At 69.5% G+C, this 12,083-nt stretch carries 10 protein-coding genes; 5 read left to right on the top strand and 5 right to left on the bottom strand.

The window, feature by feature from the left end:
- Positions 1-9: 9 nt before the first annotated feature.
- Positions 10-216, top strand: coding sequence for a hypothetical protein (locus tag FFS52_RS02660; RefSeq protein ID WP_004018852.1), 207 nt, complete (start codon positions 10-12; stop codon positions 214-216).
- 150 nt (positions 217-366) lie between these two features.
- Here the strand turns inward: FFS52_RS02660 and FFS52_RS02655 are convergent, their stop codons facing one another.
- The gene (locus FFS52_RS02655; RefSeq protein WP_137808733.1) at positions 367-2,109 is read right to left on the bottom strand and encodes a DEAD/DEAH box helicase; all 1,743 of its coding nucleotides are present in this window, start codon (positions 2,107-2,109) and stop codon (positions 367-369) included.
- Between the two features lie 283 nt (positions 2,110-2,392).
- Here FFS52_RS02655 and FFS52_RS02650 point away from each other — a divergent pair, with 283 nt between their 5' ends.
- Positions 2,393-3,631, top strand: a complete 1,239-nt coding sequence (locus tag FFS52_RS02650; RefSeq protein ID WP_137808732.1) for a YihY/virulence factor BrkB family protein — start codon at positions 2,393-2,395, stop codon at positions 3,629-3,631.
- Between the two features lie 31 nt (positions 3,632-3,662).
- Here the strand turns inward: FFS52_RS02650 and FFS52_RS02645 are convergent, their stop codons facing one another.
- Positions 3,663-3,935, bottom strand: a complete 273-nt coding sequence (locus tag FFS52_RS02645) for a DUF3039 domain-containing protein (protein WP_058250213.1) — start codon at positions 3,933-3,935, stop codon at positions 3,663-3,665.
- Positions 3,936-4,147: 212 nt separating this feature from the next.
- Here FFS52_RS02645 and FFS52_RS02640 point away from each other — a divergent pair, with 212 nt between their 5' ends.
- Positions 4,148-4,606 (top strand): DUF3099 domain-containing protein, encoded by a 459-nt coding sequence (locus FFS52_RS02640; protein WP_137808731.1) that lies wholly within the window; start codon positions 4,148-4,150, stop codon positions 4,604-4,606.
- A gap of 303 nt (positions 4,607-4,909) precedes the next feature.
- Positions 4,910-5,848: a sigma-70 family RNA polymerase sigma factor gene (locus FFS52_RS02635; protein ID WP_171011532.1), complete on the top strand. Its 939-nt coding sequence runs from the start codon at positions 4,910-4,912 to the stop codon at positions 5,846-5,848.
- Between the two features lie 44 nt (positions 5,849-5,892).
- On the opposite strand, the gene FFS52_RS02630 is transcribed toward FFS52_RS02635, so the two are convergent.
- Positions 5,893-8,682, bottom strand: coding sequence for a bifunctional GNAT family N-acetyltransferase/acetate--CoA ligase family protein (locus FFS52_RS02630; protein ID WP_249356363.1), 2,790 nt, complete (start codon positions 8,680-8,682; stop codon positions 5,893-5,895).
- Positions 8,683-8,728: 46 nt separating this feature from the next.
- Complete coding sequence (locus FFS52_RS02625; RefSeq protein ID WP_137808729.1) at positions 8,729-9,973, bottom strand: acetoin utilization protein AcuC; 1,245 nt, start codon at positions 9,971-9,973, stop codon at positions 8,729-8,731.
- A gap of 185 nt (positions 9,974-10,158) precedes the next feature.
- Here FFS52_RS02625 and FFS52_RS02620 point away from each other — a divergent pair, with 185 nt between their 5' ends.
- Entirely contained in the window at positions 10,159-10,854 is a 696-nt protein-coding gene (locus FFS52_RS02620) for a metal-dependent transcriptional regulator (RefSeq protein WP_065628906.1), read from the top strand.
- A gap of 21 nt (positions 10,855-10,875) precedes the next feature.
- Here FFS52_RS02620 and FFS52_RS02615 read toward each other — a convergent pair whose 3' ends face one another.
- Complete coding sequence (locus FFS52_RS02615; RefSeq protein WP_137808728.1) at positions 10,876-12,000, bottom strand: DUF4192 domain-containing protein; 1,125 nt, start codon at positions 11,998-12,000, stop codon at positions 10,876-10,878.
- Positions 12,001-12,083: the final 83 nt, after the last annotated feature.

Here is a 12,083-nt window from a genome sequence, read left to right as displayed (position 1 = left end):
GAACGAACCATGACTGACATCGCCACCACAGCCCCGATCTACCTGCCGCTCACTGCCGCCGATCGCTGCGATCGCTGCGGCGCCGCAGCCAAGGTACGGGCCGTCCTGCCCAAGGGCGGCGAACTTCTCTTCTGCCGCCACCACTTCAACGAGCACGAGGCCCGCCTTGTCGAGTTGAGCGCCACCGTCGTCGAATCCGCCGGCGAGCTGGTCTGACACCTCCGACGATCGAACGCGGGCTTTCCCTACGCGCACAGAGCCCGGCCGGAACAATCCGGCCGGGCTCTGTCGTGTCCGGGGCCTGTTCCGGCCCGCCCGACCAGCGCCGCTGCGAAGCCTCTGTCAGCGCCACTCGCGCAGTGTCTATCAGCGCCACTCGCGCAGTGCGGCGATCCGTTCCTTCAGCTGATCGGCGCTCGCCATCGCGGTCGGCGGCCCGCCCAGCCGAGTCCGCAACTCGTTGTGCACCATGCCGTGTGGTTTGCCCGTGCGGTGATGATGCATTGCGACGAGCGTGTTCAGTTCCTTACGCAGGGCGTGCAGGTTCTCGCCGGTGGTTCCCGCCGGCCGGCCGGGAGTGGGCGGCTCGGCAGCCGACGATTCCGAGGACGACGCGACCGTCCGCGCCGTGACCTGTTCCTCCTGGCGTTTGCGCAGGAGGGCACGCACCTGGTCGGCATCGAGCAGCCCGGGCAACCCCAGATAGTCCGACTCCTCGTCGCTACCGGCGAACGCGGCCGTGCCGAACGAGGTGCCGTCGAAGATGACCTGATCGAGTTCGGCGTCGGCATGCAGCGACTGGAACTTCGGCTCGTCCTCCCCCGGCTCGTCCTCCTGCTTGTTGGCGTCGATCAGCAATTGGTCGTCGAGGCCGTCGCTCTCGCGGTGCGGCTTGCCGAGCACGTGATCGCGTTCGACCTCCATCTGGCTGGCGAGGTCGAGCAGCACCGGGACCGACGGCAGGAAGACGCTCGCGGTCTCACCCGGACGACGCGATCGCACGAATCGTCCGATGGCCTGGGCGAAGAACAGCGGCGTCGACGAGCTGGTGGCGTACACACCCACGGCCAGGCGGGGGACGTCGACACCCTCGGACACCATGCGGACCGCCACCATCCACTCGTCGGTGGACGCGGCGAACTGGCCGATCCTCGACGACGACTTCGGGTCGTCGGAGAGCACCAGCGTCGGCGGCTTGCCGGTGATGGTGGTGAGGAGTTCGGCGTAGTCGCGGGCCGCGGTCTGATCGGTGGCGATGACCAGCCCGCCCGCATCCGGTGTGCCGGTCGCACGGAGCTGGCCCAGCCGCGTGTGTGCGGCGGTGAGGACCGCCGGAATCCAGTCGCCGTGGGCGTCCAGCGCGGTACGCCAGGCGCGGGTGGTGTGCTCCGCGGAGAGCGGTTCACCCAGCCGGGCGGTGTACTCCTCGCCCGCGCTGTCGCGCCAGCTGGCCTCACCGGAGTAGGCGAGGAACACGACCGGACGGACGACGCCGTCCTTCAGTGCGTCGGCGTAGCCGTAGGTGTGGTCGGCCTTGGAGCGCTGATGCCCGCCGGCCTCCGGTTCGTAGGTGACGAACGGGATCGGCGAGTCGTCGGAGCGGAAGGGTGTACCGGTCAGCAGGAGCCGGCGCTCGGCGTCGTCGAAGGCCTCCCGGATCGCCTCGCCCCACGACTTGGCATCGCCACCGTGGTGGATCTCGTCGAGGATGACCAGGGTGCGATAGTTCTCGGTGCGCACCCGGTGCCGGGCCGGATGGGCGGCCACCTGTGCATAGGTGACGACGACGCCGTGGAAGTCCGAGCTGGTCTGTCCGGCGGCGTTGGTGAACCGGGAGTCGAGCGCGATCCCGACCCGCGCGGCGGCCTCGGCCCACTGGTGTTTGAGGTGTTCGGTCGGGGCGACCACGGTGATCTTGTCGACGGTGCGGTCGTCGAGGAGTTCGCGGGCGATACGCAGGCCGAACGTCGTCTTGCCGGCGCCCGGCGTCGCCACGGCGAGGAAGTCCTTCGGCTTCTGCGTCAGGTACTTGGTCAGCGCACGACGCTGCCAGGCGCGGAGCTGGAGTTTCGGGCCGGCGGTGGATCCGGAGGGTTCGGCTGACGTCACCTTCTGGGCTGCTCCTCCACGCGTGCGGGTTTCCGGCCGGACATGAAACGACCCCTCGCGTGCGGGACCCGCGCCCGAGGGGACCCGCCAATGGTACCGCCGAAGCGCGACAGCTCCCGCATCCCGACACCGGGCCGCGGCGTCCGCCGCGACGGGCGCCCGTGGGCGATCCGAACGACTCGCCTGGTGACCCGGGTACCCAATCGGCCTCCCGATCGGGGATATTGAACACATCACAACGCGCAAGAGGAATCCGGTCCCACTGGCCGACGACCCGTCGTCGGTGGTTGCCGCGAGCCCGCCCGCCGTCCCGCCGGGTCCCGTGTCGACTGCGGTCACCGCGCCGATCGGCGACCCACTCGCCGATGTCGGGGCCGCGACCGAACCCCTGCGCGCGCCGCTGCGGTCCGCCCCGGCGTCCGGGGACGTCGAAGTCCTCCGCGGCGCGAAGGGGTCGACCGAACCGGGCGCTGGGTCGGAGAAGACCGGGAACGACGATCCGGAACGAACCGAGGCGGCGTCCGGACCGGGCCTGCCGGTCCTGCCGAACATCCATCGCGTGGTCTGGCGCACGATCGTCAAGTCCTGGGACGACGGGATCATCGGCTGGGCCGCACAGGCCGCGTTCTGGCAGGCGCTGTCGCTGCCGCCGCTGCTGCTCGGTCTGCTCGGCTCGGTCGGTTACGTCGCCGGCTGGTTCGGCCCCGACACCGTCGACGTCGTCTACGCCCGCATCATCGACCTCGCCGGCCGGACCTTCACCCCCACGGTCGTCGACGACCTGATCACCCCGACGGTCGACAGCGTGCTCGGGCGTGGCCGGATCGGCCTCATGTCGGTCGGGTTCGTCATCTCGCTGTGGGCGGGATCGTCGGCCGTCTCGTGCTTCATCGCCTCGATCGCGCACGCACACGACCAGCACGAGGTCCGACACCCGGTGTGGCAGCGGTTCTTCGCGCTGTTCCTCTACGTCGGCTTCCTGAGCGTCGCGGTGTTCCTGCTGCCCCTCGTCGCGCTCGGACCGAACTACCTGCGGGCGATCGTGCCGGAGTCGTGGGGATCCTTCGTCACCACGCTCATCGACTACGGCTACTTCCCGTTCGTCGCCGTCCTCCTGCTGTTCGTCCTGACGACGCTCTACCACCTCGCGCTGCCCAATCCCCTGCCGTGGCATCGGCTCATCGGCGGGGCGATCGTGGCCGGCGTGTTCTTCTGGGTCGCGAGCTACGTGCTGCGCATCTACCTGACCAAGATCACCGAGGCCGGGGTCTCCTACGGGGCGCTGGCCACACCGATCGCGTTCCTGCTCTTCACGTTCTCACTGGGCTTCGGCATCGTGATCGGCGCCGAGTTCAACGCGGCCGTGCAACAATTCTGGCCCGCGAAGGCGTCGACCACCACGCAGGTCCGGCACTGGGTGAACTCTCAGACCTCCGACTTCACCGGCCAACTCCGGACCCTGCCCGACCGGCTGTCCTCCGGCCCGATCCGCCGGCAGGCGCGGCACCGCGACCGCGGCTGACCGGCGACGCCCGCCGATCAGCCGCGTCGCGTCACTTGCGCATCTTGTTGTAGATCTTCTTGCACTTCGGGCAGACCGGCGACCCGGGCTTGGCCGACCGCGTGACCGGGAAGGTCTCGCCGCAGAGGGCGACGACATGATTGCCCATGACCGCACTCTCGGCGATCTTGTTCTTCTTCACGTAGTGGAAGAACTTGGGGCGGTCGTCGTCACCCCGGTCGGTCGCGTCGGCATCGGGACGCTCGTCGGTCTTGGTGTCGGACCATTCGTCGAGGTCCGGGCGTTCGATGGTTTCGGTTCCCATTCGTCCATTGTGCGTCACAACCGGGCCGACGGAACACCCGAGTGCTCATTCGCCCCGCTCGCTACGCGCCCGGCGGCGGGACCCGATTCGCCCCGCTCGCTACGCTCCCGGCGGCGGGACCCGATTCGCCCCGCTCGCTACGCTCCCGGCGGCGGGTGCAATAGACCGACAAAAGGAGGACAGTGGAGAGGGTGTTCGAACAAAGGGAATCCATGGGTGAGTCCGCTCGCGGACAGCACGGCCGCAACAGCACGTCGCCGCACGTCGACGAGCACGGACATCCCGCGTCGAAACGTCCGGGCGCCGAGGCGTACCTGATCACCGACGCACCGGACTCGCTCGAGGCCCAGCACCGAGCGCGTGTGCGTAAGTATCTGTTCCTCATGGCTTTCCGCGTGCCGGCGCTCGCCATCGCCGGTATCGCCTACGGCATCACCGGGTCCGGACTACTGGCGCTGGCCATCGTCGCGATCTCCATCCCGCTGCCATGGGCGGCGGTCCTGATCGCCAACGACCGTCCGCCGCGCAAGCGCGGCGAGGTCCCCCAGTACAAGTACGGCGCCGACCATCACGTCGTCGGACCCCCGGCACTGACCGACACCGGCTCCGACCACCAGCTGTCGCGCACCATCGACGGGCAGGTCGTCGATCCCGACGACCCCCGCGCCTGACACCTCCGGACCAGACGGGTCGGCACCGCGGCCCCGTGCGGTCCCCGCGTTCCCTCGGGTTCCCCCGCGCGCGACATCTCAGCAACTTCTCAGCCGGTTGTCGAGTCGCGAAAAAGAATGCGCAGGTCACCAAGCCTCGGCGAGGTTTGCTCCGAACCACTCTCGGGAACTATCGCCCACACAAGGGCGTTGGACCCAGTGAACGCACTCAAGTCAGGAGGCCGCATGTCACGCTCGACAGTTGCACGTTCGACCCCGACCAAAGGTTTCGCCGAAGTCACCCCTCCGGGTACCCGGCCGGCGATGACCGAACAGGATCTCGACGCCCAGTCTCCAGCGGCGGATCTGGTCCGTGTCTATCTGAACGGAATCGGTCGCACCGCCCTTCTCAACGCGGAGCAGGAGGTCGAACTCGCCAAGCAGATCGAGGCCGGGCTCTACGCCAAACACGTTCTGGCCAACAAGAAGCGGCTGTCCGCAGCCAAGAAGCGTGACCTGGCGGTCATCGTCCGTGAAGGCGAGGCCGCCCGGGCCCACCTGCTCGAGGCGAACCTCCGCCTGGTCGTGTCGCTGGCCAAGCGCTACACCGGCCGCGGCATGCCTCTCCTCGACCTGATCCAGGAGGGCAACCTCGGTCTGATCCGGGCGATGGAGAAGTTCGACTACGCCAAGGGCTTCAAGTTCTCGACCTACGCCACCTGGTGGATTCGTCAGGCGATCACCCGCGGAATGGCGGACCAGAGCCGCACGATCCGGCTCCCCGTCCATCTCGTGGAGCAGGTCAACAAACTGGCCCGCATCAAGCGCGAGCTGCACCAGCAGCTCGGCCGCGAAGCGACCGACGACGAGTTGGCCAACGAATCGGGCATCCCCGCGGAGAAGATCGCCGACCTGCTCGACCACAGCCGCGATCCGGTGAGCCTCGACATGCCGGTGGGCAGCGACGAGGAAGCTCCCCTGGGCGATTTCATCGAGGACGCCGAGGCCACCTCCGCCGAGAACGCCGTCATCGCCGGCCTGTTGCACTCCGACATCCGCGCCGTCCTGGCGACGCTGGACGAGCGTGAGCAGCAGGTCATCCGGATGCGCTACGGCCTCGACGACGGCCAGCCGCGCACCCTGGATCAGATCGGCCGCATGTTCGGGCTGTCGCGCGAGCGCGTGCGTCAGATCGAGCGCGAGGTCATGGGCAAGCTCCGCCACGGCGACCGTGCCGAGCGCCTGCGCGCCTACGCCAGCTGAGCGTTCCCGCACGCTCAGCCGCCTCCTTCGCTGAGTCCACTCGGTCACCCGAGTCGCCTGGGTCCGGTGTCCCGCCTGTCGGGCACCGGGCCCACGCGTATCCGGGCATTGAGAACGGCCGCGCCGTCGACCGAGGCCAGGATCGGATCGCAGACCACCTCGCGGACCTCCGGGATGTCGTCGGTGAGCGTCGAGATGCGCAGCAGCAGATCGGCGAGCGCCTCCTTGTCGGCGGGCTCCTCCCCGCGGTAGCCCGACAGCAGCGGTGCCGAACGCGGCTCCTCGATCAGTTCCCGTGCATCGAGTTCGGACAGCGGGACGGCGCGGTAACCGTGGTCGCCCAGCAGATCGAAGGTCCGCCCGGACAGACCGAACGACATCACCGAACCGAACGACGGATCGTCGCGCACCCGGATGACCGTGCCGACGCCCTTCGGCGCCATCTTCTGCACGTGCAGCACGCGGTCGCCGGTGAGTTCGGTCAGTTCGGCGAACGCCGTCACCACCGTCGTCGCGTCGGGTAGGTCCAGGCGCGCGCCCTCGCGATCGAGACGACCGCGCCACTTGTCCGACGTCGCCTTCACCGCCACCGGGAGCCCGAGTTCACGGGCCGCCGCGGATGCCTCGTGCATCGTGGTCACCTCGCGGAACGGGACCACGTCGATCCCGTACCAGCGCAACAGCTTCGCCGACTCCACATGCCCCAGCAACCGTTCGGCGGGACGACCGGACGCACCGTCGCCGACCATAGCCTCGCGCACGAACATCCGCGCGGCCTCGGGATCGGTGCCGTCGGGACGGTGGACCACCGATTCCGGCCGCAGGCGCCACCGGGCGTACTGCCACGCCCTCGCCAGTGAGGCGGCAGCGCGCTCGGGCGAGCCGTACGACGGAATCGAGCCCTTGGTCGGCATGCCGTTCGGACCGGGCCGGGTCAACCCCGGCGGGATGCCGTCGACGGCGAGGAAGGTCGTGACGATCGGCTTGTCGGCGTCGGCGTCGGGAGTGTTGGCCGCCGCCATGAGCGCCCGGGCGTGCCAGTCGGCGCCGACCGCGACCGGCGGCACGAACACGACGATGATCCCGTCCACGCCCGGGTCGGCCATCGCCGCCGAGACCGTCGACTCGAACTCCTCCTCCGAGGCGCCGGCACCGAGATCGACGGTGTCGACGACCTCGAGGCCGCCGTTGCGCGCGGTGTCGGCCGCCAGGCTGCCCAGCACAGACGAATTGCCGATGATGCGGACGCGCGGGCCGCGCGGCAGCGGCTGGTAGGCGAACACGGCCGCGCAGTCGAACAACTCGGGGATCGTGTCCACCTGGATGACGCCGGCCTGTTCGAGCATCATGCGGGCGATCTGGTCGTCGAGGGTGGCCGCCGAGCGCGCCGCCCGGACCGGCGTCATCGCACCCCGGCCGGATTTGACCGCGATGATCGGCTTCGAGCGTGAGACCCGCCGCGAGATCCGGGAGAACTTACGCGGGTTACCGAAGCTCTCCAGGTAGAGCAGGATGACGTCGGTGGTGGCGTCGGTGTCCCAGTACTGCAAAAGGTCGTTGCCGGACACGTCCGCGCGGTTGCCGGCCGAGGCGAACGTCGACAGGCCGATCTGGCGTCGAGCCGCGGTGTCGAGGATCGCGATGCCCAGCGCGCCCGACTGACAGAAGAACCCGACCCGGCCGGCGGCCGGGATGCGGGGCGCCAGGGTCGCGTTGAGCGCGACCGCGGGGTCGTTGTTCGCCACGCCCAGCGCATTCGGCCCGACCAGTCGCATCCCGTGCTCGCGGACCTGGGCGACCAGGCGGCGCTCGTTCTCGAGGCCCTCCTCCTCGCCGGAGTCGCCGAAGCCCGACGACACCACGACGAGCGTGCGCACACCCTTGACCAGGCAGTCGTCGAGCACGTCGTCGACGCGCGCGGCCGGCACCGCGACCACCGCGAGGTCGACGGGGTCGGGGATGTCGCGGACGGTCTCGTAGGCCCGGATCCCCCGCACCGACGGCGGTCGTTCCCGGGTGCGACGACGCGCCGGCGTCGGGTCGCGGCCGACACCGGGCCGTCCCGGCTCCGGCTCCTCCTCGACCCGGGCGGGGCCGTTGACCGGGAACACCGGCCCGGTGAATCCCCCGGCGATGATATTGGCCAACAGGGCGTTTCCGACCTTGTTCGGGTCCGTCGAGGCGCCGATCACCGCGACCGAGGCGGGTCGCAGCAGATTGGCGACGCTGCGGGCCTCCGACGCGCGCTCACGGGCGTTGCGCACCGACAGCAGCGCCTCGGTGGGGTCGATGAGGAACTCGACGTGCACGGTCGAGCCGTCGAAGCTCCGTGCGAGCTGATACCCCGCGTCGCGGAACACCGCGACCATGTTCGGGTTCTCGCTGAGGACCTCGGCCTCGAAGCGGGTGAAACCGTTCTCCGCCGCCGCACCGGCCAGGTGCTCGAGCAGGATGGGTCCGAGGCCGCGGCCCTGGTGTTCGTCGGCGACGACGAACGCCACCTCGGCCGATTCGGGTTTGCCGTCGAAGCCGAGACCCTCGTAGATGCCGACCGCGATGATCTCGCCCCCGAGTTCGGCGACGATCGCGACACGCTGCTGGTGGTCGACGGTCGTCATCCGGGCCACCTCGCGCGGCGGCAGGGTCGGGGTCGGACCGAAGTACCGCATGTACCGGGTGCGCTCGGACAGCTTGGAGTGGAAGGCCACGATCCGGTCGGCGTCGTCGGGCACGATCGGTCGCAGGTGCACGACGCCGCCGTCGGACGCCAGCACGTCGGCGATCCAGTGCCGCGGGTAGTCCCACGGGCTACGCGGTTCCGGCTGATCGGCCATGGCGGGAGTGTCTGCGGGCGCGGTGGCGTCGGCGGTCGACGTGTCGTCAGTCACGGGGGTCCTCCGGGTCGAGACCGTGGAGCGGGTAGACCGCGCGTCGGGTGGCGAGGATCGCGCGGTCGGTCTGGCGTTGGGCGTTGGCCGCGACACCCTCGGGTGGTTCCTGACCGGCGTCGCCGGCCCACGGCTGGTAATCGACGATGCCCCCGTCGCCCATGACCCGAACGGGCGGGGCGGCGTAGTCGGAGTGCACCTGCTCGGAGATCTGTTCGGCTGTGGCACACCAGGATTCGTCGATGACCGACGACACGTCGACCTCGCGACCGAGCGCGACGCCCAGCAGATGCGTCCAGCTGCGCGGCACCACGTTGACGACGCCGTAGCCACCGCCGCCGACCGCGATCCAGCGGCCCTCGCAGTACTTGTCGGCCAGGTCACGCATGGCGATCATCGCCGCCCGCTGTCCGTCGACGGTGAGCGAGAGGTCGGTCAGCGGATCGGCGCGGTGACTGTCGGCACCGCACTGGCTGACGATGATCTGCGGCCGGAACTCGGCGATCAGCGACGGCACCACGGCGTGGAAGGCGCGCAGCCACAACCGGTCCTCGGTGTTGGGCATGAGGGCCAGGTTGACCGCGCTGCCCGCCGCGTCGCCGTCCCCGACCTCGGTCGGCCATCCGGTGCCGGGCCACAGGGTCGCCGGGTGCTGGTGCAGCGAGACCGTCATCACCCGCGGGTCGGCGGCGAACTCGACCTGGACGCCGTCGCCGTGGTGGGCGTCGACGTCGAGGTAGGCGATGCGGTCGAAGCCGTGGTCGAGCAGATACCTGATCGCGATGGCGCAGTCGTTGTAGATGCAGAATCCGGCGGCGCGCGAGCGCATCGCATGATGCATGCCGCCGCCGATGTTGACCGCTCTCGTCGCCGCCCCGGAGACGACCGTCTGCGCCGCGGCCAGCGTGCCGCCGACGAGCAGGCGCGCGGCCTCGTGCATCCCGGTGAAAACCGGGTTGTCGGCGTCGCCGAGGCCGAACAACCGCTCGAGCAACGGCCCCGACAGCGACGCCGTCCCCGAACCGACCGCACGGACCGCGTCGATGTAGTCGCGGCTGTGGACGACGGTCAGGGCGTCGTCGTCGATGGCCTGCGGCGGGATCGTCTCGACGTCGTCGAGGACTCCGAGGCTCTGCGCGAGGGTCATCGTGAGGGCGAGTCGGACCGGGTTCATCGGGTGCGTGTGGGCCCATCGGTAGGACAGGAAGTCCTCGCTCCAGATGACGGCCGTCGTCATCGGGCGCTCGTAGTGTTGATCACGACCTCAGGCTAGTGGTACACATCGCGCAGCGGCCACGGATGTCGCGTCGGACACGAGTGCGCGCCACGTACCGCCGCCCCGGGACTCCCCGGTCGCGGTGAGATCGCGGTCACCGCTCCCGAAGAGGGTAATCTTGGCGGGGACGAAAGGGATTGCGCACAGTGAACGACCTGGTTGACACCACCGAGATGTACTTGCGAACGATCTACGATCTCGAAGAAGAGGGCATCGTGCCGCTGCGGGCGCGGATCGCCGAGCGTCTGGACCAGTCCGGTCCCACCGTGTCGCAGACCGTTGCCCGCATGGAGCGCGACGGTCTCCTCCGGGTCGCCGGGGACCGGCACCTCGAACTGACCGACCGGGGACGCACGCTCGCCGTCGCGGTGATGCGCAAGCATCGCCTCGCCGAGCGCCTCCTGGTCGACGTCATCGGAATGCCCTGGGATCAGGTCCACGAGGAGGCCTGCCGCTGGGAGCACGTGATGAGCGAGAACGTCGAACGCCGCCTGCTGGCGGTCCTCGAGTACCCGACGACCTCGCCCTACGGAAACCCCATCCCGGGACTGGAGTTGCTGGGCGTGGAGGTGCCGAGCTCCGACGACGGCGCCACCCGCCTCGCCGACCTCCCGCCGGGTGAGACGGTGCCGGTCATCGTGCGTCGCCTGTCCGAACACGCCCAGTCCGACACCGAACTGATCGGCGCGCTGCGCGAGGCGGGCGTGGTTCCCAACGCCCGTGTGACGGTGTCGAACACGGCCGGCACGATCACGATCGACACACCCGGTCACGACGGCCTCGAACTCTCGTCCGACATGGCGCACTCGCTGTTCGTCGAGAAGGTCGTCGAGAAGGTCTGACACAGCCGAGGTCTGCAGTGGTCACCCGGCGGTACGCAGTGTCGCCGCCGGGATGACGACGCCGAGGCGTTTCGCGGCGTCGTAGGACTTTTCGATGGTGCCCCACAGCCTGGCCGGGCGGACACCTGCCCGCAGGGCGGTGTCGAGCAGCGTGGCCAGGTGGTCGGTGTCCGTGCCCGCAAGCGCGACGTCGAGGGCGACACCGGTGTAGGCGCCGTCCCCGCCGATGTAGTGCAGGTGTGCGAGAAGTGTTGCGGCGGTGGACCTTCCGCGTCCGGTCAGACGGCGGGTGAGTTCTCGCCAGAGGTGTTCGGCGGCTCCCCGGAGTTCGGTGACGGCCAGGGCGAGCGCGGCGTCGCGGACGTCGGGGCGCAGGATCGCCCGTTCCAGTCGGTCCAGTTCGCCACAATCCAGGGGTTGTTCCGCCTCGATGATCGCGCTGATGACCAGGTCGAGTGCCCGTGTCGAGGCCTCGACGTCCTGTTCCTCGGGTTCGAACAAGTCGAGATCGCTCTGATCCAGGTCGATGCCCCGGCATGCCCGACAGTCCGGCAGCGGACGTCCCGGACCGCATTCGCCGTCGAGCGGTTCGAGCATCGTCCGCATCTCCGAGCGCCGGGCGAGAATCCGCCGTCCCGAACGCACCGCCTCCGCGACCGCGGTCGGACTCGTGTGCGGATCGTCGAGCTGTCCGGCCGACCCCGCGGACACGTCGACCGACCAGGCCCGGTCCTCCGGACACCAGATGGTCGACCAGTGCACGCCGGCATCGAAGCCCGGCACCACGAAACCGGCGGCGACACCACCGACATCGCCGAAGTACCGGTCGCTCATCGCGAGGATCCGCCGATAGCGACGGTCGTCCGCCGGGTAGCGGTCATCGGCGATCACGACGACGATCTCCTCGATGCCGTAGGTGGACGTGATCTCACCGAGCCCGGCGAGGACGACGACCAGTTCGCGCGTGGGGCTGCCATCGGATTCGAGGGCGAGGTCGTGCCGCATGGTCGCGTTCACCGTGCGGTCGCCGGCGATGGCGATCGCGATGATCGACCGCTCGGGGACGAACCCCAGTCGAGCGGGGATCGAGGTGAGCAGCGTCGTCGGGTCGTGGGGGCCATGCGGTGGCGGTTCGAGGATCTGCATGGCGACAGCGTCACCCGTGGCAAAGCCGCTCGAACGGCGTGCGACACACGCTGTGGACAACCAGGGGTGGTCATCCACAGGGC

The organism is Gordonia sp. ALPHA1B1 (genome assembly GCF_005502615.1).
GTDB classification, from domain to species: domain Bacteria; phylum Actinomycetota; class Actinomycetes; order Mycobacteriales; family Mycobacteriaceae; genus Gordonia; species Gordonia hongkongensis.
This window is presented reverse-complemented; position numbering and strand designations above follow the sequence as displayed.

What these genes read in the sequence shown, in the direction of transcription:
- FFS52_RS02660 (WP_004018852.1), top strand. Translation starts at nt 10, where the DNA reads ATGACTGACATCGCCACCACAGCCCCGATCTACCTGCCGCTCACTGCC.
- FFS52_RS02645 (WP_058250213.1), bottom strand. Translation starts at nt 3,935, where the DNA reads ATGGGAACCGAAACCATCGAACGCCCGGACCTCGACGAATGGTCCGAC.
- FFS52_RS02640 (WP_137808731.1), top strand. Translation starts at nt 4,148, where the DNA reads ATGGGTGAGTCCGCTCGCGGACAGCACGGCCGCAACAGCACGTCGCCG.
- FFS52_RS02635 (WP_171011532.1), top strand. Translation starts at nt 4,910, where the DNA reads ATGACCGAACAGGATCTCGACGCCCAGTCTCCAGCGGCGGATCTGGTC.
- FFS52_RS02630 (WP_249356363.1), bottom strand. Translation starts at nt 8,682, where the DNA reads ATGGCCGATCAGCCGGAACCGCGTAGCCCGTGGGACTACCCGCGGCAC.
- FFS52_RS02625 (WP_137808729.1), bottom strand. Translation starts at nt 9,973, where the DNA reads ATGACGACGGCCGTCATCTGGAGCGAGGACTTCCTGTCCTACCGATGG.
- FFS52_RS02615 (WP_137808728.1), bottom strand. Translation starts at nt 12,000, where the DNA reads ATGCAGATCCTCGAACCGCCACCGCATGGCCCCCACGACCCGACGACG.